Source organism: Bartonella silvatica, assembly GCF_040545155.1.
Lineage (GTDB): Bacteria > Pseudomonadota > Alphaproteobacteria > Rhizobiales > Rhizobiaceae > Bartonella > Bartonella silvatica.
Genome location: NZ_JBEPLI010000006.1, coordinates 50,492 through 76,398, shown reverse-complemented (window position 1 = coordinate 76,398; position 25,907 = coordinate 50,492). Strand labels below are relative to the sequence as shown.

22 protein-coding genes, 1 other RNA gene and 1 pseudogene are annotated in these 25,907 nt (G+C 37.7%); all 24 read right to left on the bottom strand.

What is annotated here, in order from left to right:
- Positions 1–540: 540 nt before the first annotated feature.
- On the bottom strand, positions 541–1,500 hold the full coding sequence (gene truB, locus ABID23_RS04120) for a tRNA pseudouridine(55) synthase TruB (RefSeq protein WP_354189612.1): 960 nt from the start codon (positions 1,498–1,500) through the stop codon (positions 541–543).
- A 4-nt stretch (positions 1,501–1,504) separates the two neighbouring features.
- Positions 1,505–1,912 carry a 30S ribosome-binding factor RbfA gene (rbfA, locus tag ABID23_RS04115; RefSeq protein WP_354189610.1) on the bottom strand — a complete coding sequence of 136 codons (408 nt, stop codon included), beginning with the start codon at positions 1,910–1,912 and terminating at the stop codon, positions 1,505–1,507.
- 127 nt (positions 1,913–2,039) lie between these two features.
- The gene (infB, locus tag ABID23_RS04110; RefSeq protein WP_354189608.1) at positions 2,040–4,541 is read right to left on the bottom strand and encodes a translation initiation factor IF-2; all 2,502 of its coding nucleotides are present in this window, start codon (positions 4,539–4,541) and stop codon (positions 2,040–2,042) included.
- Positions 4,538–5,173: an RNA-binding protein gene (locus tag ABID23_RS04105; RefSeq protein WP_354189606.1), complete on the bottom strand. Its 636-nt coding sequence runs from the start codon at positions 5,171–5,173 to the stop codon at positions 4,538–4,540. Before ABID23_RS04105 ends, infB begins: the two co-directional genes overlap by 4 nt.
- A 1-nt stretch (position 5,174) precedes the next feature.
- Positions 5,175–6,806, bottom strand: coding sequence for a transcription termination factor NusA (gene nusA, locus ABID23_RS04100; protein WP_354189604.1), 1,632 nt, complete (start codon positions 6,804–6,806; stop codon positions 5,175–5,177).
- A gap of 68 nt (positions 6,807–6,874) precedes the next feature.
- On the bottom strand, positions 6,875–7,504 hold the full coding sequence (gene rimP, locus ABID23_RS04095) for a ribosome maturation factor RimP (RefSeq protein WP_354189602.1): 630 nt from the start codon (positions 7,502–7,504) through the stop codon (positions 6,875–6,877).
- 126 nt (positions 7,505–7,630) lie between these two features.
- Positions 7,631–8,332, bottom strand: a complete 702-nt coding sequence (locus tag ABID23_RS04090) for a tRNA (guanine(46)-N(7))-methyltransferase TrmB (RefSeq protein ID WP_354189600.1) — start codon at positions 8,330–8,332, stop codon at positions 7,631–7,633.
- Complete coding sequence (gene metK, locus ABID23_RS04085; protein WP_354189598.1) at positions 8,329–9,597, bottom strand: methionine adenosyltransferase; 1,269 nt, start codon at positions 9,595–9,597, stop codon at positions 8,329–8,331. Before metK ends, ABID23_RS04090 begins: the two co-directional genes overlap by 4 nt.
- Before the next feature lie 127 nt (positions 9,598–9,724).
- On the bottom strand, positions 9,725–10,138 hold the full coding sequence (locus ABID23_RS04080; protein WP_354189596.1) for a helix-turn-helix domain-containing protein: 414 nt from the start codon (positions 10,136–10,138) through the stop codon (positions 9,725–9,727).
- Positions 10,139–10,284: 146 nt separating this feature from the next.
- Positions 10,285–11,919, bottom strand: coding sequence for an apolipoprotein N-acyltransferase (gene lnt / locus ABID23_RS04075; RefSeq protein WP_354189594.1), 1,635 nt, complete (start codon positions 11,917–11,919; stop codon positions 10,285–10,287).
- The gene (locus ABID23_RS04070; RefSeq protein ID WP_354189592.1) at positions 11,882–12,901 is read right to left on the bottom strand and encodes a hemolysin family protein; all 1,020 of its coding nucleotides are present in this window, start codon (positions 12,899–12,901) and stop codon (positions 11,882–11,884) included. The genes lnt and ABID23_RS04070 overlap by 38 nt, the downstream gene beginning before the upstream one ends.
- 95 nt (positions 12,902–12,996) lie before the next feature.
- Positions 12,997–13,473, bottom strand: coding sequence for an rRNA maturation RNase YbeY (ybeY, locus tag ABID23_RS04065; protein ID WP_354189590.1), 477 nt, complete (start codon positions 13,471–13,473; stop codon positions 12,997–12,999).
- Between the two features lie 12 nt (positions 13,474–13,485).
- Positions 13,486–14,604, bottom strand: a complete 1,119-nt coding sequence (locus ABID23_RS04060; RefSeq protein WP_354189588.1) for a PhoH family protein — start codon at positions 14,602–14,604, stop codon at positions 13,486–13,488.
- 156 nt (positions 14,605–14,760) lie between these two features.
- Positions 14,761–16,137: a tRNA (N6-isopentenyl adenosine(37)-C2)-methylthiotransferase MiaB gene (gene miaB / locus ABID23_RS04055; protein WP_354189586.1), complete on the bottom strand. Its 1,377-nt coding sequence runs from the start codon at positions 16,135–16,137 to the stop codon at positions 14,761–14,763.
- A 31-nt stretch (positions 16,138–16,168) separates the two neighbouring features.
- The gene (gene rimI, locus ABID23_RS04050) at positions 16,169–16,660 is read right to left on the bottom strand and encodes a ribosomal protein S18-alanine N-acetyltransferase (RefSeq protein WP_354189584.1); all 492 of its coding nucleotides are present in this window, start codon (positions 16,658–16,660) and stop codon (positions 16,169–16,171) included.
- Entirely contained in the window at positions 16,653–17,345 is a 693-nt protein-coding gene (tsaB, locus tag ABID23_RS04045; protein WP_354189582.1) for a tRNA (adenosine(37)-N6)-threonylcarbamoyltransferase complex dimerization subunit type 1 TsaB, read from the bottom strand. The genes rimI and tsaB overlap by 8 nt, the downstream gene beginning before the upstream one ends.
- 696 nt (positions 17,346–18,041) lie before the next feature.
- Positions 18,042–19,052: a YeiH family protein gene (locus ABID23_RS04040; RefSeq protein ID WP_354189580.1), complete on the bottom strand. Its 1,011-nt coding sequence runs from the start codon at positions 19,050–19,052 to the stop codon at positions 18,042–18,044.
- A gap of 61 nt (positions 19,053–19,113) precedes the next feature.
- Positions 19,114–19,719, bottom strand: coding sequence for a recombination mediator RecR (recR, locus tag ABID23_RS04035; RefSeq protein WP_354189578.1), 606 nt, complete (start codon positions 19,717–19,719; stop codon positions 19,114–19,116).
- A 38-nt stretch (positions 19,720–19,757) separates the two neighbouring features.
- A complete protein-coding gene (locus ABID23_RS04030; protein WP_354189576.1) occupies positions 19,758–20,081 on the bottom strand; it encodes a YbaB/EbfC family nucleoid-associated protein in 324 nt (107 codons plus the stop codon).
- A 14-nt stretch (positions 20,082–20,095) separates the two neighbouring features.
- Positions 20,096–22,015: a DNA polymerase III subunit gamma/tau gene (locus tag ABID23_RS04025; protein ID WP_354189574.1), complete on the bottom strand. Its 1,920-nt coding sequence runs from the start codon at positions 22,013–22,015 to the stop codon at positions 20,096–20,098.
- Between the two features lie 168 nt (positions 22,016–22,183).
- Positions 22,184–22,281: signal recognition particle sRNA small type (ffs, locus tag ABID23_RS04020), an RNA gene on the bottom strand.
- A gap of 1,093 nt (positions 22,282–23,374) precedes the next feature.
- Positions 23,375–23,743: pseudogene (locus tag ABID23_RS04015) on the bottom strand (hypothetical protein).
- Positions 23,744–24,278: 535 nt separating this feature from the next.
- Positions 24,279–25,142 (bottom strand): prephenate dehydratase, encoded by an 864-nt coding sequence (locus tag ABID23_RS04010; protein WP_354189572.1) that lies wholly within the window; start codon positions 25,140–25,142, stop codon positions 24,279–24,281.
- A complete protein-coding gene (locus ABID23_RS04005) occupies positions 25,139–25,870 on the bottom strand; it encodes a 3-deoxy-manno-octulosonate cytidylyltransferase (protein ID WP_354189570.1) in 732 nt (243 codons plus the stop codon). The genes ABID23_RS04010 and ABID23_RS04005 overlap by 4 nt, the downstream gene beginning before the upstream one ends.
- Between the last annotated feature and the right edge of the window lie 37 nt (positions 25,871–25,907).

Sequence of the window (25,907 nt, the reverse complement as noted above, 5' to 3'; positions counted from 1 at the left end):
ATTGATTCAAGATAAGCAGGTTTGAAATGAGAGAATCCTACGTTATTCGGGACTCTCATTCAACATACAAAACAGTGAATTATCATTATAAATCAGTGTGTTGCACACATATGCAATGCTATTTTATTGCAACAATTGTTTGATATGCACAAAACAGTGAGAGTTTTAGATGTTTTAATGAGTATTTCATGTTGCTTATGATTTAAAGACAGTTTTCTACAGAAAAAAGAATTAGAGAAATATAAATATCGCGGTATATCTAAACTAAAGCCTGAATTTTCCATTTTAGAAAACCCTTTTAATATGAAAGTTTATACAGCCAGTTATAATGAGAAAAACGGCTTAAAGCGATAAAGATCGTTTCTGTTTTTTTGTATTTTATGACGCAAATATCAAGGTTAGATTACGAATGGATCATTGATGGTGATAGTGAATAATCATAAAAAGGGGAGGGAAGAGCAATAAAAAGCATTTCTTTCTTAAGTAATGTGAAAGATGTGAAAAATCTCTTTTTCTGAGAGAGTTCTGGAAAAAGCATAATTAAAGTGTAAAAACTCGCTTTGGCTTAAACAGGCTTTTATCAAGGGGCCCTATCGCAAGAAGTTGGCCTTTATAGATGACGCAAACTTCATCTTCATCAATAGGTCCATTATGAAGAGAAAGAGGAACAGAATTTCCCATGATGATACGCTGTGCTTGTGACTCGCTGAGATTATACTGAGAAAGGCAATCTAATGCTGCACCTGTTTCAATGAGCAGTGCATCAAGTTTTGAGAAGTTTCTTTTAGGATGAACACCATTTTCATCTATTATACTTTTATCCATTCCTGCTACTTTGAGTTCATTCCATGTGATGAGATCATCTTCATCAAAAGGTGATACTGCGATACGTCTTAAATCAGCAATATACCCATAACAGCCAAGGTCACGCCCCATATCGCGCGCTAAAGAGCGTACATAGGTTCCTTTTCCGCAAGTTATTTCAAAGATAGAACGTTCTTTTGTCGTTGTTTCTATTAATTTAAAACTTTCTATTTCCACTTGGCGCGGTGGAATTTCAACAGCCTCACCTTCTCGTGCGAGATCATAAGCTCGATTACCGGCAATTTTAATTGCAGAGAATTGTGGAGGTGTTTGCAAAATAACGCCTGTATATTGAGGGAGGAGGGCAAGGATCTCTTCTTGTGTCGGACGTTTGAGGGACGTTTTTGTTATTTCTCCCTCCAAATCATCTGTTGAGCGCTCTTCTCCCCAAGCGATGTCAAAACGGTAGGTTTTTGAACCCTGCATAACATAGGGAACAGTTTTGGTTGCTTCACCCAATGCAATTGGCAGGAGACCAGAAGCAAGGGGATCAAGTGTACCGGCATGTCCTGCTTTTTGCGCATGAAAGAGCCGTTTGATTTGTGAGACAGCTTCTGTTGACCTCATTCCTTTTGGTTTATCTAATATGATCCAGCCAGAAACAAAACGGCCTTTTTTTTTGCGTTGCCGTGCCATATTTTTAATCCTCAAATTCATCACTATGGCGAAGATCGCGTGCTACCTCAGGTGAGCGAAGCAGAGAATCAATTTTTGAAAAATTATCAAAACTATTATCAAGGCGAAAACGCAGTTCAGGCATATATTTCATCTGTCGCAAAGCATGACTTATTTCCCCACGAATAAAACGGCCATGTTTATTGAGGATGTCAACAATATCAACATGAGATACATCCTTGAGAATACTGAGAGGAGAAACAAAGCAGGTAGCAATTTTCAAATCAGGGGACATGCGTACTTCAGAGACAGAAATTACCATATTTTTCAAGCCTTCATCGAGTAGAACGCCTTGTTGTAATATATGAGCTACTGCATGACGTACTTGTTCACCAACTCTGAGTTGCCGTTGTGATGGTCCAGCATTTTTCATCGAAATTTTATCCTTATTACAATTACTTCCCTTTTGATCATCTTAAAAGATTAAGAAAAACCAGAGGCGGTACGCATACACCCAACAACTCTTTGTATTTCACGATAGAGTAAAGTGACTATATATCTTATAATGTGCGACGAATATGTTCGATACGGAAGGTTTCAATAATATCTCCTACACGTATATCTTCATAATTTTCGAATGCCATTCCACATTCTTGGCCACTTTGTACTTCATTAACTTCATCTTTAAAGCGCTTAAGCGTTTTAAGTTTTCCTTCGTGAATAACAATATTATCACGGATAAGGCGAACACCAGAACCCCGTTCTATTTTACCTTCTGTAACGCGACAACCAGCAACTTTTCCAAATTTTGTAATGTTAAAGACCTCCAAAATTTCAGCATTACCAAGGAAAGTTTCACGTTGTTCTGGCGAGAGCAGCCCTGACATAGCAGCTTTAATATCGTCAACAAGATCGTAGATGATGTTGTAATAGCGAATTTCAATTCCTTGTGTTTTAGCTGCATCTCGTGCTTGTTTATTGGCACGAACATTAAAACCAATAACAGCAGAGTTAGAAGCTTCAGCAAGAGAAATATCACTCTCAGTAATACCACCAGCCGCAGAGTGTACAATGTGCGCACAGACTTCATCATTTCCAAGTTTTTCTAATGCTGAAGTAATTGCTTCGATTGATCCTTGCGCATCCCCTTTAATAATAAGAGGAAATTCTTTAACGCCAGAGGTTTGTAATTTGGTCATCATCTGTTCAAGCGAACCGCGAGAACTCGTTTGCCGAGCGACCGCTTTATCGCGCGCTAATCTCTGACGATATTCAGAAATTTCTCGTGCTTTTGCTTCGTGAGTTACAACAGCGAAGCGATCACCAGCTTGTGGTGTTCCTTGCATACCTAAAATCTCAATAGGTGTAGAAGGAATTGCTTCTTTGACATGGCGACCGTGGTCGTCAATCAAAGCACGTACACGTCCCCATTCATTGCCAGCAACAATAATATCAGAAGGATGCAATGTACCTTTTTGAACAAGCACTGTTGCAACGGATCCACGTCCTCGATCCAGCTTGGCTTCAATAACAACACCTTCGGCTGTTCGTTGAGGGTCTGCTTTCAGATCAAGAATTTCAGCTTGAAGAAGGATAGCCTCGAGAAGTTTATCAAGATTTTGACCAGTTTTAGCCGAAACTTCAACTTCTAAAGTTTCCCCACCCATGGTTTCAACAAACACTTCGTGTTGCAAGAGCTCGGTACGTACTTTTTGTGCATCAGCAGCTGGTTTATCAATTTTATTGATCGCAACAATAATTGGTACACCCGCAGCTTTAGCATGATTAATAGATTCAATTGTTTGTGGCATAACACTATCATCAGCAGCGACGACGAGCACGGCAATATCTGTAACACGAGCACCACGAGCACGCATAGCCGTAAAAGCGGCATGTCCAGGTGTATCAATAAAGGTAATTTTTTGACCATTTTGCTCTACTTGATAAGCACCAATATGCTGTGTAATACCGCCAGCTTCTCCAGAGACAACATTTGCTTTTCGAATAGCATCAAGAAGAGATGTTTTTCCATGATCTACGTGTCCCATAATCGTTACAACAGGCGGACGTGGACGAGTTTCTTCAGGGTTATCAGCTACATTAAATATGCCTTCTTCTACGTCAGATTCTAAAACACGTTTAACCGTGTGACCGAATTCAACGGCGATGAGTTCAGCAACATCTGCATCAATAACATCACCTGGTTTCATCATTTGTCCCTGTTTCATCAGGAATTTAATCACATCAACGGAACGTTCAGTCATACGCTGCGCGAGTTCTTGAATCGTAATGGTTTCAGGAAGAACAACTTCGCGAGAAATCTTTTCTCTCGGTTCTTGGTTTTGTGCACGTTTAAATTTTTCTTGTCTACGACGCATCGCAGCCATCGAACGCCCACGTGCACTTCCTTCTTCATCCAGAGCGCTATTGAGGCTTATCTTACCGCGACGTCGTTCATCAGCACCTTTAACAACCTTTGGTGCACGCACGTCTGATTTAGCAGGGTTTGCACGCCGGCTATATCTATCTTCTTCTCTATTTTCGTCAGTTTTGCGTTTTTCAACGACAGTTTTTGGCAGAACGACAGGAACCTCTATTGGCTCTATAACCGGTTGATCAGAGTTAGAAGAGGAATCTTGTATCGGTAGATTTTCTTTTTCTTGCAATGATTTTTGCAAATTTATTTCACGCTCCCTAGCACGTTGTGCTTCTTCCTCTGCCTTCTCACGCATAATTTTTTCTTGGATATGTGCTTCTTCCAATGCACGAAGTCTCGCTTCCATTTCAGCGGACGAAAGATCATTTTTAGAGACAGATTTGTCTGGTTTTGCTTCTTCAAATCGTGGTTTAGAGCGTTGAGAAGCCACATGCGGCTTCGTAATAGGCTGTTGTACTTCAGCCTTTTCATCGGGGCGCGTAATTTTGCGCCGTTTGGTTTCGACAACTACAGCCTTTGTACGTCCATGGCTAAAATTTTGCTTAACCGTACTTGTTTCCAGAACTGACCGCTTCAGAGTTAGTGTTTTTTTGGCTGTTGTTTTGTCGTTGCTATTTTCACTCATTGTACTTCCTTCACGGCTTGAGCCATCATTTCATCAGGCTTGCTGTGTTCTTTATCACGATAGGCGAGCAGTTTATGGATCGCTTTGAGAAATCCTTCAGCAGCTTTGGTATCCAATAAGGCCGCATGCATTACAGGATGAGCACCAAAAGCTACCTGCATTTCATCACTTGAAAATAAAGATATCGCTTTTATATTTCGATTTGTCTGTTGTTGTGTTGTATGGATGGCTTGTGCAATTTTCCGTTTTCCATCTTCTGTCGTTTCCTTAGTATGAAGTACGAGAATAGCTTGGCCAGCACGGATAGCAGCATCAACTTTTGTGGCTCCCATGACAATGGCTCCAGCTTTTCGCATCATCGAAAGGCTTGAAAGGGCAGTTTTTAACAGCAGTGTATCAACAATATGCGCAAGATTTGGCGAAACCTCAACATCTGTTTTAAATTTTTTTTGAAAAGCTTTTCGCTTGACTGCTGCTTCAATGATAGAATGACGTGCAGAAACCCAAGCACCACGTCCTGGTAAATGAGATTTCAAGTCAGGAACAATTTGATTGTGAGGACCAATAACAAAACGGATCAGCGTTTGCGCTGAAGCATTTTTTCTTGTCACAATGCAGGTCCGTTCATTCATTTTAAAGTGCATCCAAATTTACATCATCAATTGTTTCATCTTTTGCAGATTTTTCATTCGCTACAGGGGTTTCTGTAATAAGATCAGCTTTATCTATCCATCCTGCTTGCACACGGGCGGCCAAAACCATAGCTTCTGCATCAGCACGTGTAATATCAAACGGAGTTAAGATGCCAGAAAAGCTTTGCACTTGACCTTCCTTACGCTCTCGCCAGCCAGCCAAATCATCAACGGCATAGCCAGCAAAATCTTCTATGGTTTTCACACCATCTTCGCCGACAGCAACCAACATAGCGCTCGTCATTCCAGGAAGTGTTCGCAATTCATCACAGACACCAAGTTTTTTGCGCTTTTCATCAAGTTCTTTTTCTTTATGTTCGAGATATTCACGTGCACGGTTTTGAATTTCCGCAGCCGTTTCGTGATCAAAGCCTTCAATAGAAGCGATTTCTTCGAGACCAATATAAGCAATTTCCTCAATAGAAGAAAAACCCTCTGATGCCATAACCTGTCCAATCATTTCATCAACATCTAAGGATTTCATAAATAGCTTACTACGTTCAGTAAATTCTTTCTGGCGATTTTCAGATTCCTCTTGTTCCGTTAAGATATCAATGTTCCATCCTGTTAACTGTGAAGCCAAACGAACATTTTGTCCACGTCGGCCAATAGCAAGACTAAGCTGATCATCAGGCACAATGACTTCAATACGTTCTACATCCTCATCGAGGACAACTTTGGAAACTTCGGCAGGTTGTAGCGCATTGACAATAAATGTCGCAGCATCAGGTGACCAAGGGATAATATCGATTTTTTCTCCCTGTAATTCTGCAACGACAGCTTGTACACGACTTCCTCGCATTCCCACACATGCTCCCACAGGATCAATAGAACCATCTCGTGAGACAACAGCAATTTTAGCCCGTGAGCCCGGATCACGAGCAACGGATTTAATTTCTATAATACCATCATAAATTTCTGGTACTTCCATAGTAAAAAGTTTTACCATAAATTGAGGGTGTGTACGTGAAAGAAAAATTTGTGGGCCACGTGTTTCACGACGCACATCATTAACAAAAGCACGAATACGATCTCCATAGTGGAAAGATTCACGTGGAATTAACTCATCACGGCGCACGATAGCCTCACCACGTCCCAGATCAACGATAACATTACCATATTCGACACGTTTTACTGTGCCTGAAATAATTTCACCAACTTTATTTTTAAACTCTTCATATTGTTGGTCGCGTTCTGCATCGCGTACTTTTTGGACAATAACTTGTTTAGCAGATTGTGCTGCAATACGGCCGAAATCCATAGGAGGGAGTAGATCTGCAAAAAAATCACCAATTTTTGCATCAGTTTGCCGTTTGAGCGCATCAGATAAAGAAATTTCATTCGTATAATCTTCAACGACATCAACAATTTTGAGCAGGCGCTGTAATTTAATTTCACCTGTTTTAGAATTGATTTCAGCACGAATATTTGTTTCTTGACCATAACGAGAACGCGCTGCTTTCTGAATAGCATCAGCCATTGCAGAAATGACAATATCACGGTCAATTAACTTTTCACGTGCAACAGCATCTGCAATTTGCAAAACTTCAAGCCTGTTAGCGCTTGTAGCCATCAATTTTCTCCTTCTTTGTGCCACACGATAGGCATTTCCCAGTAGGATTAATTCTGAAAGTTTGACGTTTATTTTACGACATCAGAATTACCTTTGGAAATGGATTGTTGATTTAAATCTTTATTTTTTTTCAATGCATCATGAATAAGTTTGTCGGTCAGGACCAAATGCGCATTGATAATATCACAAAAGAGGATAGGGGTATAGAGCGTTTCTCCGTAAGCAGCTTTATCCGTATTTAAGGTAAATCCATCTTGCGTGATATTGGTAAGTGTTCCACGAAACTTTTTACGCCCATCAATGATTGTTTTAGCCTCAATTTTTGCAATATGCCCTTCCCAATGGAAAAAGTCAGATTTTCTCACCAATGGGCGATCAATTCCAGGAGATGAAATTTCTAAATGGTATTTGCGTTCGATAATATTTTGTACATCAAGAAGAGGAGAAACTGTTCGACTAACAATTTCACAGTCTTCTACTGTCATAGAGCCGTCAGCACGTTCAGCCATGATTTGCAGTGTTAAGCCGTTTAAACCAAGAAGTTTTACGCGGACCAAACGAAAGCCTAAAGGCTTAATCAATGGTGTTATGAGAGCTGCAACGTGCGCTTCAACACCATCTTCTTCGAACAGACGTGGTTCATCAAGGTCGTTTATTGTTTCAGATTCGCTCATACATTCTACCCAAGTCATTTTCATGAACTTTATGACATAAAAAAAAGCGGGCTTAACAACCCACTCTTCATCATAAGACCAAGAATTTACTTATTGATACTCTTAAATTCAAAATTTTTCAAGTTATTTATAAGAAAAATGCTTTACGATTTATTTCTTGATAAAGGTAAGGTAGGTAGGGACTCGTCCTTCGCGTAGAGCCTTTGCTTCGTATCGGGTACTTTTCCATAGCGGATAAGGAGTTTTCCAATCTTGAGAATTTTGCGTTTCCCACTCAAAGCCATTATGTTGTGAACAGTGGTAAAGAGTCCAATTGACATAATCATCTATATCACTTGTAAAACGGAATCTCTTACCTTTTTTAAGAACACGAGCAAAGCGATTGAGATTTTTTATGTTAACAAAACGCCGTTTCCAATGTTTCTTTTTAGGCCAAGGGTCAGGATAGAAAAGATCTATTCCATCAATTGAAGCATTGGGAAGCCAGTCAAGGAGGTGTGTGGCATCATCATCATAAAGGCGAATATGATTTTGCAACTGTTGATGTTGTTCAAGAGACGTTAATATTTTTGCCATGCCATTGATAAAGGGCTCAATACCAATAAAGCCAGTTTGTGGAAAAATTTCCATTTCATGAAGCAAATGTTCACCGCCACCAAAACCAATTTCAAGCCGAACTTCTTTTACTTTACTGGGAAATAAGGATTTTAAGTCTAGGGGTGTGGGAGTATTTAAATCAATGTTAAGAGCTGGAAGAAGCATCTTTATACGTGTCGCTTGGTTATTTCTTAATTTTTTTCCCTGTCGGCGACCAAAAAAGGCGCTACCTATATGTTTATGATGATGAATCATAGGACTTTAATCATTGTCTGAAGTTTTTGAATCAAATCAACTTTTTCCCATGAAAATGAACCATCACGTTCTGGTGCACGTCCAAAATGACCATAGGCAGCTGTTTTTGTGTAAATAGGTTTATTGAGGTGAAGATGTTTTCGAATGCCGGTTGGTGAAAGGTCCATTATTTTGCGAATGGCCAATTCCAGAATTTTTTCATCAACCTTTCCAGTTCCGTGAAGGTTAAGATAAATGGAAAGGGGTTGTGCAATACCAATGGCATAAGAGAGTTGGATAGTGCATCGCTCCGCTAAATTAGCTGCAACAATATTTTTAGCGAGATAACGTGCAGCATAAGCTGCAGAACGATCAACTTTTGTTGTATCTTTACCTGAAAAAGCACCTCCCCCATGGGGGGCAGCACCTCCATAAGTGTCAACAATAATTTTACGCCCTGTAAGTCCAGCATCACTTTGAGGACCACCTATAACAAATTTTCCTGTTGGATTAATATACCAACGGCACTGAGCAGAAATAGGAATATCGTGTAAAGCTTGATGAATATAAGGCTCAACCACTGTACGTACTTTATGAGAATCCCAACTCTCATCTAAATGTTGTGTCGAAAGCACGATGGATGTGACTTCTACAGGTTTTCCATTCTTATATCGTATTGTTATTTGGCTTTTGGCATCTGGTCCCAATTTTCTTGTTTCTCCTTCTTCTCTATGACGAGCAGCAGCAAGAAGTTGGAGAATTTTATGTGCATAATAAATGGGGGCAGGCATGAGATCTGGTGTTTCACGGCAAGCATACCCAAACATAATACCTTGATCACCTGCTCCTTCTTCATCACATCGATCTATAGCGCTGTCAACTCCGCGTGCAATATCGATCGATTGAGGGCGTAAAAGGACATCAATTTTAACAGTTTTCCAATGAAAACCTGCTTGTTCATAGCCAATCGCACGAATAGCACGACGGGCTACGGCACGAAAACGAGTAGGATTAATAAGTGGAGAGCCAGTTTCATCATAAATAAACTCTTTATTTTTATCTCTTTTTAAAAGCGTATCAGGAACACGCACTTCACCAGCAATAACAACACGATTCACACTGACAAGCGTTTCACAAGCAACGCGTATAAGCCACGGATCTGTACCAGTTTTTTGAGCTTCTTTGTAAATCATATCAACGATTTCATCGGAAATACGATCACAAATTTTGTCAGGATGTCCTTCTGATACCGATTCGCTCGTAAAAAGATAATCTTGATGCGGCATAGGAACTCCTTCAAAAAACATAAATGCTTTACTAACTTTCCATTAAAACTGCTCCTATTTGCCAATTCTGTGGCAAATCGTCAATGCTGATTTGTAATACGGATAAAAGAAAATATAGAATTCAATTTTATAATTCGTTGGTCGTATCTTCTTCAGAAAGTGCTTTCGCCAAGTCAATAATTTTTCGTCGTACTTTTGCATCAGATATATTGGTAAAAGCGCGCATGAGTTGAATGCCTTCACTACTAGAGCAAAAATCCATAAAATCGTTATCGCTTTCGGCAAAACCATCTCCAAGTTGTGTATTAAGATTTTTATCAAAAAAATAAGAAACAGGAACATCCATAATCTCTGCAATTGCTTGAAGGCGGCTTGCACCAATACGATTTGTACCTTTTTCGTACTTTTGAACTTGCTGAAAAGTAATGCCTAGTTTTTCTCCTAGTTTTTCTTGGGTAAGTCCTAAAATATTACGACGTAAACGAATACGGGTTCCAACATAGATATCAATAGGATCAGGTTTTTTTTTAGCTTCGGTCATAATGCAACTCTTTATTTCCAGCACTCTACTCTAAAACCAACATCAGATTCACATGAAATCGGTTTATCATACAATTAATATAATATGTAATACTTTTTCCCAATATTATCGGTGTATACAACGTCATACCGTATATGGGCATCTGATCATTTAAGCTGTTTTGTAAAACCAAAACCAACGCGGCACAGTAGCATAAGAATGAATAAGATAAAAGTAGAGAAAATTCTATATTCATAATTTCCTATGGGGGTAATGGTCGGTGGAATTGGTGAATCAATAATGCCAACAGCATTTTGTCGGAGTGCTACAATGATTCGTCCATAAGAATCAATAACAGCTGATATGCCATTATTGGCTGCTCGTATAAGCGGGATTCCCAATTCAACAGCACGAAGTTGAGCTTGCTGAAGATGCTGATATGGGCCAGGTGTTACGCCAAACCACGCATCATTTGTAACATTAATAATGGCTTGTGGAGGAGGACCTTTAAAAGTCATTTCATGGGGAAATATGGCTTCATAACAAATGAGAGGAAGATAAGAAAATCCATTTGGTGTCGTGACAATTTTGCGCACGCGCGCAGCGCTATATCCCCCTATATTATCAGCAAGGGTACGCAATCCAATTTTTTTCAGTAGATTGTGATAAGGAAGATATTCACCAAAAGGAACGAGGTGAAGTTTATCAGAGGTATTGAGAATATCACCTTTATTATTAATCACTGCAATTGTATTAAAATATTGTACTTGCGCATTGAGAGGATCATAATGGGCACGTATAGCACCGATAATAGCCCATTGTTTGGATTTTAGAATAGAAGAAATGCGCTTTGTAGCCAAAGAATTATCGTAAAGAATGGAAGGAATGGATGCTTCGGGCCATATAATAAAGTCAGGAGCTGGTTTATGATCTTCTTGTGGTTCTGTACTTAATTGCATATGCGCTGTAAAGATATCTTCTCGTGTTGTACTATTTAACTTTACGTTTTGCGGAATTGAAGGTTGAACAATGCGTACCCAATAACGTCTTTTATGATTATCTGCTGTATCTGGTATGGTATTGAGACGGTAAAATCCAAAACCACTATGAACGAATATAAGCGATGATAAAAGAAAAAGTGCGGTTTTCTTTTTTTCATTCGTTAATAAAACCGTCGGTAAGCTGTAAACTAGAACAGCAAGAATATTCATGCCGTAAAGTCCCACGACTGCACCCAACTGCATAAACATCGGGGTTGGCATCGCCGTATAACCAAGAGCATTCCAAGGAAAGCCTGTGAATAAGAATGCACGCAACCACTCTGCTAACCCCAGTGAAAAGGCTAAGACAAAAAAGCGTGCTATTCCTTTTGTCCATAATAAACCGACAATGAAACCAGCAAAAAACCAATAAAGGGAAAGATAAAAAGGAGGCCCCAAAAGAGCAAATGGTATTGCCCAGCCAAAAGCAGTAGGGTCTGTCAATAATGCGTTACACATCCACCAAAGGCTACAAATAAAATAACTAAAGCCAAAAACTCCGCAACTTAGAGCGTAGGTAAGAAAGCGTTTCTTATTGTTTTGAATGGTATGGATTGAGTCAAGGAGAACAATAAAGATGGGAAAAGTTAAAAAGCAGAGGAAAGTTAAAGAAAAAGGTGGAAGGGCAAAAGAGGTAAAAGCACCACATAGAAATATCCACGTCTGTCGTTTCCAACCAGTAGAGGAAGACAAAAAAAGGGTAAAATTTCTTAAAAATGTTTGGTTACTTTTTAGAGAGCGCATTATTTTCAAAATTCTCATTTTCTGGAATGCGAAAAATGCGCAACCGTTTAATCCGGCGTTTATCAGCTTCTAAAATACGAAATTGATAACCGGGTACCGCTTCAATAACTTCTCCTTTGGCAGGAATGCGGTCAAGAATAGAAACAATCAAACCACCAATGGTGTCAACTTCATCACCATATTCTCCTACAATAAAGTCAGGGCCAAGAGCTTTTTCTACATCTTCTAGTTCGGTCCGTGCATCAACAAGCCATTGATTATTTGGTTCACGCACGATGGCATTATCGACATGATCATGTTCATCTTCGATATCGCCAACGACTAATTCGACAATATCTTCCATTGAGACTAAACCATCCGTGCCTCCATGTTCATCAATAACCAATGCCATTTGTGTTCGTGTCGTTTGCATACGTGTTAATAATTTGTTTGCCAGCATGGAGCTAGGAACGAAGAGAACTGTTCGGATTAGATCTAGTTCACCAATGGGAGTTTGCAAATGCATATGGTTCAACTGAAGAAAATCAGATTGTTGTTCTGTATTGTCTAAATTGATAACAAAGCGAGTCATGTAATTAAGGATATCGCGGATATGGATCATCCCTCGAGGATCATCTAAAGTTTCAGCATAAACAGGTATACGAGAATGACCAATTTCTGCAAAATATTTAAGAGCTTCTCCAAGGGGAGTATTTATTTCCAATGCTTTAATTTCAGAGCGTGGAATCATAACATCATCAACATGTGCTTCACGCAAGTGTAAGATATTGTGCAGCATCGTACGCTCTTCAGGTGAGAAGAAGGCAGTGTCTTTTTCATTATTTGTTGTAAGGGCAACGGTAAGATCATCGCGCAGGGATGTAGAGTTGCGGCTACGTAAAAACGAAAACAGATGATTCATGAGAGAAAATTTTTCTCCATGATTGTTTTGTTGAGAAGGGTGGTTTTCAATATGAGAAGATTTTTGACTGTTATTTGGTGTATTTATTTTGTTTGTCATGATTTTGAAATCTTCAAACTTTCTTTGTGTAATAGAGGTATAAAAGATTTTAAATTGTATGATGATATCAATTTAAAAAGTCCATTTTATCATTTTTAAGACAACGCATTATAAGGATCTTTTATGGAAAGCTTTTTGAGGATCTCCCTTTCGAGTCTTTCCATTTGGTGAGCTTCTTCATTTGTTTGATGATCATAACCAAGAAGATGAAGAGTACCATGAACAATCATATGTATTAAATGATCCTGAAACAATTTTCCCTCTTTCTTTGCTTCAAGTAAAACAGTTTCCCGCGCAATAATAATATCACCGAGCATAGGTCCGGGAATCTGCCCAATTTTAAGTGGCAAAGCCGGAAAGGACAATACATTAGTGGGTTTATTTTTACCACGCCATTGCCCATTGATCTGTGCCATATGTTTGTTATCAGTAAAAAGAAGGCTAATTTCACTTACAATGTTGTCCAATGAAATGTGATGCATAGTTGTTGTTAATGCTTTTTCAGTTATACTATAAAGTGTTTTCTCATCATTCCACCCTGAACTCTCAATTCTTATATCAATAGTGATCATGACACAGAGAACTCACTTTTTTGATAAAGGTTTTGAAGATAAAACTTCTTTAATTTGTATTGCAGAATCTTGGTCATAAGCATGGACGATTTCAGTAACAAGAGGATGGCGTACAACATCTTTTTCCCCAAAACGAATGATTGCAATATCTTTTATATGAGAAAGAATACGTATTGCTTCACTTAAACCTGATTTCTGTCCTGCCGGTAAATCAGTCTGGCTTATATCGCCAGTGACAATCATACGCGTTCCTTCTCCAAGACGAGTGAGAAACATTTTCATTTGCATAGGAGTTGTATTTTGTGCTTCATCAAGAATGACAGCAGCATGGGTGAGTGTGCGTCCACGCATAAAGGCAAGAGGAGCAATTTCTATGGCACCAGAGGTTAAAATGCGTTCTACTTTTTCAATGGGAATCATATCATAAAGGGCATCGTAAAGTGGTCGCAAATACGGATCGACTTTTTCTTTAAGATCACCTGGAAGAAAGCCAAGGTGCTCTCCAGCTTCAACAGCGGGGCGTGAGAGAATAATTTGTTCAACGATAGAACGCTCTAAGAGCATCGCAGCATGCGCAACAGCAAGATATGTTTTTCCTGTTCCAGCTGGTCCCACACCAAAAACAAGTTCATGACGATCCATTGCCCGGATATAAGCATCTTGTGTTGGAGTTCGTGCATAGATTGTTTTTTTATGGGTGCTTAATCGTGCTGGGGTATATTTTTTTTCAAGATGGGCTGTTGTTGGGTCTTCTGGTTGTTCCTGTAGCAAATCTGCCATGGCAACCACTCCTTCTATGTCCGATAAAGTGAGCTCTTGATGTGTTTTGGCACGTTCATAGAGTTGTTGTAATACATACTGCGCACGTTTTACAGCAACAACATTTCCTTGGATTAAAATTTCATTACCACGAGGATGAATGCTCAGCTCAAATTTTTGTTCAATATAAGCAAGGTTTTCATCAAATTTACCAAAAACTATTTTCGCATATTTATTATTTTCAAAAGTTAAAATAATACGCTTAATATCTGATACGCGCTCTTTTTCTTCTTCTTCGAAGAGATCAGTATTTTCAGACACGACATTTATTCTTTTTTTAATACAATCTACTTTTGGAGTTGAAGTTTTCAACCTATTCTCCCATACAAATATTTTACACTTTTTAGGTAAACTCTGTAAAAGACAGTTTATTTTTCATAAAACACAACTTATGAATGTAATCATTTTCTTTCAAAATAAAAGAGCTTTCTAAAGTTTCTGTTGTAAATAGAAGATGAAAAACAATATTTATGCGTTGGCTATTTCACCAACAAAGCTATTTTTGCCTGCACTTTTAATATGAGTTTCTATCACGGTACCTGCAGAGGCCTCCGTATCCACAACAACAGGTAAAAGCCAAGGTGAACGGCCAATCATTTGTCCTAAGTGACGTCCAGTTTTCTCGATAAGAACATCGGTTGTTTGACCAATTTTAGAACGTAAAAATGCGTCTTGTTGCTCAAGGAGAAGAATTTGTAAATGTTGAAGGCGAGCATCTTTGACGGTTTCATCAACATGATTTTTCATTGTCGCTCCAACTGTTCCTAGGCGCGGTGAATATTTGAAAGAATAAGCTGAACTATATTGCACTTGTTTTACAAGTTTAATAGTTTTTTCAAAGTCTTCGTCTGTTTCTCCTGGAAACCCTACAATAAAGTCACCAGAAAAAGCAATATCAGGTCGTACGGTGCGAATTTTTTCGATAATTTGGAGATAGTGAATACTTTTATGTTGTCGGTTCATTGCTTTTAAGATGCGATCTGAACCCGATTGGACTGGGAGATGTAGGTAAGGCATCAATATATCAAGGTCACGGTGCGCGGCAATAAGACTTTCATCCATATCTCGTGGGTGGCTAGTTGTATAACGCAGACGCTTTAAACCATCTAATTTGGCAAGATGATAGAGAAGATCACCCAGACGCCAAGTTTTACCATCCACACTTTGTCCATGCCAACCATTAACATTTTGTCCAAGCAACGTAATTTCTTTGACACCAGCTTCAATGAGCTGACGTGCTTCTTCAGTGATTTGTTCGACTGATCGTGATATTTCTGCACCTCGTGTATAAGGAACAACACAAAAAGTGCAAAATTTGTCGCAACCTTCTTGCACTGTTAAAAATGCGCTAACACCTCTGTTTCTTACAGCACGCTTATTATGAGGTGGCAAATGAGCAAATTTATCTTCAACAGCATAGTCTGTTTCGATAACTTTTTTTCCTTGTTTTGCTTTTTTCAATAAATCGGGTAAGCGGTGATACATTTGTGGACCAATAACGAGATCCACTATTGGAGCACGGCGTAAGATTTCACTTCCTTCGGCTTGGGCAACACAACCAGTAACACCAACTGTTAAAGGTTTATTCGGTGCTCGTTCTTTACGCATTACGCGCAAACGACCAAGGTCAGAATAGAGTTTTTCTGCTGCTTTTTCACGAATATGGCAGGTGTTAACAAGAATAAGATCTGCATCATCGGGTGTTGGCGTTGTAACATATCCCTGTGAACTGAGACTATCAGTCATTCGTTGGCTGTCATAAACATTCATTTGACACCCATAGGTTTTTATAAAAACCTTTTTAGGGGTAACTGGAGGTGTATTTTTAGGATTTTCTTTACTCATATCGTATCTCTAAATGTTTTTTTCACAAATCTCAATCTATTTGCTTAAAAGTTTTTTGCATAACGATTGCGTCTATGCGACCATTTTTTGTTGGGTAGTAAGCAAGGCGTTTAGAAATTTTTTGAAATCCGAAACATTGGTAAAGCTTTAATGCAGAGATATTGGTTTCTTCTACCTCTAAGAAAAGTCTTATAGCACATTTATGATATAGATAGCGAAGAGTGTGATCAATCAATAGAGAACCAATTCCTTGTCTGCGAAATTGAGGGTGAACAGCAATTGTGATGATTTCTGCTTCATCAACAATGAGACGGCATAGAGAAAATCCTAAAATTTGATCAGGATTGCAAGTAAGAGAGACTTTATGTCCAAAGATAGAGTCATCTGTTAAGAAATAATCAAAATCCTGTTTTTCCCAAGCTGGGATAAAACAGTTTTGATGAACTTTGTAAAGAGAAACACTATCATCAGTTTGTAACGGTGCAATACGAAAACGCTCTTTTGTCAGTAAAAGTTTAGACATATTTTTTTCGTGGTAAAGCAAAATTGGTTTGTTGCTTTGCATCAGCATTACGCAAATAGAGTGGGCAAGGCGGATCGTGTGGTTGTTTATTTTCTGCAAGATGGGCATAGCTTACAATATCAGCTGCCTCGCAGAGAATTTGGTCCTTTATGATTATTGTATTGATCTGGTTTTTTTGAATGTATGATGCAACAATATCAGCTGCAGGACCGGTTAATCTTGTTTGTGGTGGTAAATCTTTAATGATATCTGCAATTGTTTTTAATCCGGGTTTTCCCAGAGGGGTAAGATCCTCATGAAAGTTTTGATGATAGAACATATCTCTTCCAGCTTCAATAACAACGGTAATTGCTGATGCAGTATTTTTATTGACTTTTGTTTGTACTGCTAACGCTTCAAGTGCACTGACACCAACAGCTGGTATTTCAAGTGCTAGTGCCAAAGCACGTGCTGTTGAAACACCCACACGCACACCCGTAAATGATCCAGGTCCAATATTGACAGCGATACGATCAATTTGATCAAGAGTTATATGAGCTTGTTCAGTTATTTGTGCAATGTATCCAATGAGTCTTTCAGCATGTCCTTTATTGATACGTTCGTTGATACGTGCAACGACAGATTTATGATGTGTGAGCGCAACAGCACAATAAATTGAAGCAGTGTCTATGGCAAGGATAAGCATAAAAATATTTTAGTTGAATAATATGATAAACAAAAGGTTTGTTATGTTTTCTAATCTTTTTTACTAGATAGAATGGACGTTAAGCTGATCATTTCATTATTTTATTTTTTCCATATACAGAAGATAAAAGCAATTTGAAAGAGAGAAGTTATGAAGTCATATTTTTTAAAGTTTTTTATAAAATGCTTATTCTGGTTAGATCCAATAAAGTAAAAAAGCAATATTGTTTTTTAATTGGGTTATGTGTTTGTTATGCTATTCAATTGTGATTAGTTCGCGCTGAAAAGTTCATTGAATAAGCAGTTTAAAAATTTATGAACAAGTACAAAATTCATCTAAGTTTTGTATAAAATAATAGTTTTTAAGAGTTCTGATCTGGCTTGATAAAATATTGTTTTAAGATAATTCTGGGCCTTTCCATAAGAGACATTTGACTGCCTTCTCAAGTATTTTTTTGCCTGCATACTCTCCATTATTTTTTATGACATGAAACGAATAGTTTTTATTGAGCTTATTATAAACGAGTTTTAAATAAGAGATCTTACGATATTTGAGATTATTATTCAATTTATAAAATGATAAATTTATTATAAATCAATGGCTCTCTTTAATATTTGTAAGCATTTTCATTGTATTCATACTCGGTTGAAAAAGTGAAAATAATTGAGAACCTATATTTTAAAATTCTATATGATGTCAACTATTCAATTGTATCATGATAAGACTACAAGCACCGAGGGTAATTATGGAGATGGTTGAAGTTAAGATGACGGCCCAGCCTGCTTTTTTAAGTGAATGGATGTCAACGCCTAAACCTAATGCTGCCATTGAAATAAGAGTAAACAACTGAGACATCAGTTTGATAGGATTGAGAGCTGTTTCAGGAATAAGGCTACTTGAGCGAAGGAGCATCATTATTATAAAACCAAGGATAAACCATGGGACGAGGGTGTGTAAACGAAAGCGTGTTTGTGCTGATCGGTGATAAATGATTGAAAAAATAAGAATGATAGGTCCTAACATTAAAACGCGCACCAATTTAACAATTGTTGCAATCTGAACGCTGACAAAAGAAACAGGAGCTGTTGCTGCCAACACTTGTGGTACGGCATAAACAACCATACCGGCAAGAATACCATATTGATTAAATGATAAATTTAAAAGTGGATGTAAAAAGGGTAGAAAAATGATAATGAAAACGCCTAAGAGAGCGGTGAAAGCAATTGAAGCAGCAACATCTTCATGTTTTGCGTTGATAACAGGTGCTGTTGCAACGATGGCGGAATTGCCACAAATAGCATTACCACAAGCCACAAGCACTGCTAAATTTTTAGAAAGTCCTAAAAGTCGTCCAATAAAAAAACTAATGGGAATAGTTATCCATATAACGAACATGATGCTCGCAAGTAAATTCCAACCGGTTGAAAAAATAGCGTGTATACTAATACTTGTTCCTAAAAGAACAATAGCAATTTCAAGAAGTGTTTTTGCACAAAAAGTTATGCCTTTTTGAAAATATATTGGCAGAGTAAAACAACTACGGACAATGGAGCCCAAGAGAATTGCTAAAACAAGACTTTCAAGCCAAGTTTCTGTAAAAAGCAGTTTTTCTATGATTTCTAAGCCATAGGCCAAAGCGGATATGAGAAGGCATATGAGAATCCCTGGAGCAGAGCTATTGAGGAAAGAGATTTTTTTCTTAAGCACTTTAATATTTTTCCTTTAAAAGAGAAGCGATTGAAAAAAGAGGTGCTCAGGGACAAAGGTTTTAAAGGTTTGTCCTTGCCTGTAGAGCTGCTGCTAAAGTTCCATCATCAAGATAATCAAGCTCGCCACCTACAGGGACACCGTGAGCGAGTCGCGTCACTTTAACTGAAAAATTGGAAAGCTGGTCAGTAATATAATGCGCTGTAGTTTGTCCTTCAACAGTCGCATTGACAGCTAAAATAATTTCTGTAATTGAACTTTGTACAACACGTTGTATTAAAGGTGCTATATTGAGTTCATCAGGACCTATGCCATCTAAGGGAGAGAGACGCCCACCTAAGACATGATAACGCGTTGCTAAAGTTTTTGCACGTTCAAGAGCCCATAGATCAGCAATATCTTCAACGACAATAATTGTTGTATCATCGCGGCGTGGGTCTGTACAAATCGAACAAGGATCGATTGTATCGACATTTCCACAAATGGAACAAACGCGGACTTTGTCGACTGCAGCTTGTATTGCTGCTCCTAAAGGTTCCAGTAATGTTTCTTTTTTTTTGATAAGGTGAAGTGCAGCACGACGAGCCGAACGCGGACCAAGACCTGGTATACGTGCTAAAAGCTGAATAAGGCGCTCAATTTCAGGTCCTGCAATATATTTAGACATATTCATTATCCAATGGGGATGAAATAAAACTTGGACCATTAGAATGGAAGTTTAAAACCTGAAGGGAGTGGTAGCCCCGCTGTTATACTTTTGGTTCTTTCTTCAATAGCTATTTCAATTTTTGTTCTTGCTTCATTATAGGCTGCCATAATAAGATCTTCAAGAATTTCAGCTTCCTCAGGCTTGAGCAAGGAAGGATCAATTTCAATTGCTGTTATAGTATTTTTTCCATTCAAGGTAATGCTGACAAGACCACCACCTGCAACGCCAATAGCTTCCAAATTGGCAATTTCCCCTTGAACTTTCTGCATTTTTTCTTGCATTTCTTTAGCTTTTTTCATCATGCTCATCATGTCACGCATAGGAATCGGTATCCTTATTCATCATTATTATCATTTTCAAAATTATCAGTATTTTTAAAGCTATTGGAAAGTAAATCAAGATTGTTTTCTTGTTTATTCAGACGAATATCGACAATTTTTGCTTCTGGGAAATGATTGAGTATTTTTGCGATATCAGGATCTGTTTGTGCATTAGAAAAAAGAGTTTTTTGAGCCGCTTCACTTTCCTCTTGTAAGGTCGGTCCTCCTCCTTCATTAACAAAAGTTATAGTCCAATGTTTTTCAGTCCATTCAAAAAGCTTTTTTTCTATATCACGAGTAAGTGAGTGTGGAGCATCATCTGAAAGTCTTAAGGTAATATGATTGGTTTTAAAAGAAACAGGATGAACAAATTCTTTAACAAGGACTTTGAAGGCCATTTCATTATGCTGTTCGGCTAAGTTAACAATATCGTGCAAGGAAGTGACAGTGATACTTTGTGGTTTGCTGACCTCTTGTTCTATTTTTGTGTCAGGGTGCGATAAGGCGGCAGTATTTTCAGCGAGTTCAACAGATTGAACATTTTTAAGAGTTTCTTTTGCTTCAGAGGGGGTATGGGTTTCAATAATTTGTTTTTTGACTAAACCTTTTGGTTGTAAAGAATGGCTATGTTCGTTTTCTAAAGATATTTTTAAATCTGACTGGTTGGGTGATGTGTCTGCAGCATCCGAGGAAGAAGAGGCAGTATACAGAGCTTTTTCTTGCGAAAGTTTTTTCAAAGCTTCTCCAAGTGTTGGGAGATCAGCAGTGTGTGCAAGACGAATAAGTAACATTTCGGTTGCTTGAAGTGGGTGTGCGGTTTGACTAACTTCTTGTAAGCCTTTGAGTAACATTTGCCAGTTTCTGGATAAAACGGGAACAGAAAGCTTTTTTGAAAAATCTAAGCTTCTTAAACGTTCATCTTCCGTAAGTGAGAAATCTTCAGCTATCTCTGGAGTAAAACGCAGACGTGTAACCAGATGATTAAAATCGGCTAATTCTGTTAATATAGCGATAGGGTCAGCTCCTGCATCATATTGGCTGCGTAGTTCACGCAATGCATTTACCACATCACCTTTCATGATAAATTCAAAGAGGTCAATAATACGAGCTTGATCGGCTAATCCTAACATTGCACGCACGGTAACAGCACTGATATGACCATGACTATGAGCAATCGCTTGATCAAAGATGGACAATGCATCACGTGCAGAACCTTCTGCAGCACGGGCAATCATAGAAAGCGCTTTATCTTCTACTTCTACATTTTCATATTTTGCGATTTGGCGCAGATGAGTCGTTAAAACAGCTGATTCAATACGTCGTAGATCAAAGCGCTGGCAACGTGAAAGAATCGTGATGGGAACTTTACGAATTTCTGTTGTTGCAAAGATAAATTTTACATGTGCTGGTGGTTCTTCCAGTGTTTTCAATAAGCCATTAAATGCTTGTGTTGAGAGCATATGCACTTCATCAATGATATAAACTTTATAGCGTGCTGAAACAGGACGGTAACGTATTTGTTCGATAATTTCACGAATATCATCAATGCCTGTATGTGAAGCAGCATCCATTTCTATAACATCAATATGGCGTCCTTCAATGATTTGTGTGCAATGTTCACCAAGTGTATTTAATGCGGTTGTTGGTTGGTCAATATCGTTTGTTTTGTAGTTAAGTGCACGTGCTAAAATACGCGCTGTTGTCGTTTTGCCTACTCCACGAATTCCCGTTAGCATCCATGCTTGCGCAATACGACCTTTTTCAAAGGCATTTGTGAGGGTGCGAACCATTGCTTCTTGACCAATGAGGTCAGAGAAGTTTTGAGGTCGATATTTACGAGCAAGAACACGATAGGCTATTTCTACCGGCATATTTTCCATCGATGATTCCAACTTTGAAGTTATTATGCATACACCTCGATAACACGAAAGCATACGTTAACACTGTAATTTAATATAAAAGGATTTTTTCTCAATCAATTTATTTTTTGAAAAAACATAGGCAATTTGCTTAAGGTCAAAAACTCTATCTTCGCTTATTGCAAATACAATGCTGCTTTAAAAATTAAATATACATCACTAAAAAACAGCTTTCTCAGCAAAGTAGGAGGATGGTACGATGACCCGTACCAGAACTCGTTGGGGCTGCTTCTTTCCAGACCTGACCCGGTTGGCGAGCAGTTCGTCCATCACCAACCTCCCAAGTATATATTGTCGATTTAAAATGAAAAATCAAGCTAAGAAACACAAATATGGCACAAACAACGAAAAATTTTTTCTTTAAGCTTAATTCTTGTACGATCGAACGATAAAAAGGATAGATATCATCAATTGTCATAAAGAGCTTCTTACCAAACCCATTGGGGTATAAACCAAGCATTTATTTTATTGGGTATGAAGGGCAGGTTTATTGGCTAAAGAGTGATAAAATCTTCTCGCGGTAAAAACCAAAAAAGAGCAGATAAAACACTTAAAAATCAGATGTAATTTGATATCAAGTTTCGTACTAAGTTAGAAAAATTATGATTAACAAAGGTTATAATATAACTAATAGCTTTTATTATTCATGAGCGCTTTATATTTACCAAATAATATTTTGATACAAATATGGCTGAAAGTCAGAAAAAAGTGTATTTTAACATAAAAATAAAAAAATGTTTTAGAAATTTGTTAAAAGCTATAAAAAAACTTTGAAATCCCGAAAAGTCATTTTTAAAATTAACTATAGAATAAAGCGGACTTTTAAATGAATCAAAGATATAAAAAATAGTTAATTTATGATAAATTAGAGAACATTACAGCTTATACTTGCAGGTATCTTGAAAAACTTTAAAAAAGCAATTGTTGCAAAATATAGTAATAAACAACAATTATTTTCTTTCAATCTCATTAAATAGATATAAAATGAAATTATATCTTTTAGCATGCATAACCAAATATATTAGAGTTTTTTGTTTATATTGAGATATGCAATGACGATGAATGATATGCTTGTTAGATTATCATTAGATCTAATGACAACATGTGGAATATACGTAAAAATATAAAGTAGGAACTTTTAAATGCTTTAACAATACAGATATTTGTCATGCTTTATCTAAAAGTTGTTCTGGTAGAAAGAATACAAACAATGTAATGAGCTAAAAAAATTGTTTAATACTCAACTTTGCATGAGAGTATAAGATTAAGGTCGACAAGAGTTTATATACGCGTACCTGCCGAACTTGACTTTGAAAAGAGGTACATCCCACCAATCGCATTATTCTACGCAGCTTTAGATGCTGATTGGCAATGTTATGAATAGTCTCCTGTATCGCAATCTACTCCAATAACTCTTTTCTTCATAATATTTGTAAAAATATAACTCCCCGATGGTGGGAAGTTTATATCGAGAGATTTTATACCTTTAAGTGTAAAAAACCTTACGTTCTTTGTCATGTATTATTTTTTCTGGTCATCAGCAACAATTCTTAATTTATTTAAATCAGTAGGAGAGGAATACGATAAAGTAAAAGATGTTGTCTTAGGTTTAAATGATTTACAAGAGTACTCAACACCTTATTGTATTGTATCGGATGTACCGATTGCAACACTTTCACCTGGAGAAAAATCCCATTTTGCCTCACCAAATCCAGCAAAGGCAATGTTGGAGCAAACAAGAATAGTGACGGTTAATAATCCTTTTGTGAGATTTTTTTATTATCTTTCCCTCTTATTTTAAAACACAGCTCAGCGCAACTTAGTTTCTGTAAAATGAAATACGAAGTTTAACGAAAAAATCAGAATTAAATTATATTTGTCATATTGATACAAATATTTTTAAGTACTTCCTAACTCCAAGACAATTAAAATCATTATTCTTAGATGTACACTGACAACAGTTTTAAATAATTTTATAACTGTATTTAAAAAAATCAAGTATTCTCAATAAATATTTTCTTTTGCAATGAGAATGAGATGATCGAAAAATGCTGTTTTGGTATTTGTGTTGTTTTTTGTCTGTTTTGAATTCATATGAGCGTGTTATGAGAATAATTTAAATATTCTGTTTATTATCTCCCCCTTACTTATTTTCTTCTTTAGTATTCATTATGACTATTTTAGCACAAAAGAAGACAATTTTTTCAGACAAGTTGTATCATAAGAGTTTGGGATTATTTTTCGATGTTAATAAAAAATGATGTCATTGAACTGTTCTTTATACATCTGATGTTCGCTCATTTTTAGCGGGATAAATGCCGATAATGCGAACTTCGGCAGAAAAGAAAGATAATTCTTCCAAAGCAAGTTTCATCATGGAATCTTCAGGATGTCCTTCAATGTCAACAAAGAATTGTGTTGCATTAAAGTTTCCACCAATTTGATAGCTTTCTAATTTTGTCATATTGATACCATTGGTGGCAAATCCTCCCAGAGCTTTATAAAGGGCAGCTGGTACATTACGGACACGAAAAAGAAGACTCGTGATAATTTTTTCGCCATTTTGTCTTTTTTGCACATGGCGTTGAGAACGAGAAAGGATAACAAAACGGGTAATATTCTGAGGATTATCCTCGACATTTTTTTCAAGAATATCAAGTCCGTAAAGTTCTGCTGCAAGTAGGGGAGCTAAGGCTGCTTGTGAACGTTTTGCATTTTTTTTAATAAATTTTGCAGCACCAGCGGTATCAGAAGAAGTGACAGCAACCCAGCCATTTTTACGTATGATTTTTCGACATTGTGCCAGAGCATGTGTATGGCTGTGAACAGTTTTAATTTCCTCATGTGTCACACCAGGGAGAACCATAAGATGAAAATGGATAGGCAAAAAATATTCATCAATAATGTAGAGGGATGACTGTGGTAAAAGGTGATGAATATCTGCAACACGACCAGCAAGAGTATTTTCAATAGGAATCATAGCAAGATCAGCTTGCCCGCTTTCTACAAGGTTGAGAGCATCTTCAAAAGTAGCAGAGGGGATCGCATCCATATTGGGAAACATGTTAGAACAAGCAATATGAGAGTTTGCCCCATATTCTCCTTGAAAAGAGATTTTATTCGTTTTTTTTAGTGCTGTCATGCTAAAATCTCGCGTACTCTTTCAAGGTCGTGTTGTGTATCAACACCTAAAGGAATGGTGTTGATTATTTCAACATCAATACGCATATTGTGCTCTAATGCGCGTAATTGTTCAAGTTTTTCACGTTTCTCGAGTGAAGAGGGGGGAAACGACACAAATTGTTCAAGCGCTTTACGTCGATAGGCATATATTCCAATATGATGGTAAAGGGGCCCCTCTCCATAAGGTGCTGTTGCGCGAGTAAAATAAAGAGCACGAAGGCGGTTTTGGGAAAGGGGGGTACCAATAATCTTAACGACATTTGGATCTATTTTTTCATTGTCTTCACTAATGTTAGCACCTAACGTTGCAATATCAGTGAATTTATTTTCCAAAGGACGTAAGGCACTGATGATTTCATGAGGTGTTATTGTTGGTAGGTCACCTTGTACATTTAAAATAGCATTGTAGCGTTGTTCAGGATCAATACGCGTTAAAGCTTCATAAATACGATCAGAGCCAGATTGATGAGTGCCACATGTTATAATACATTCATGCCCATAAGTTGTAACGGCTTTGGCAATGTCAGGGTGGTCAGTTGCAACGAGAGTACGTCCTATTGCAGCTTTTTTTGCTTGTTCAGCAACATGAACAATCATTGGCTTTCCCGAAATCTCAGCAAGAGCTTTTTGGGGGAGGCGCGTTGAGCCCATGCGGGCTGGAATGAGAATAATGGGTTCAAGTGCCATTGCAAAACTCCAAATGCCATGTGTTATGCAATTCATA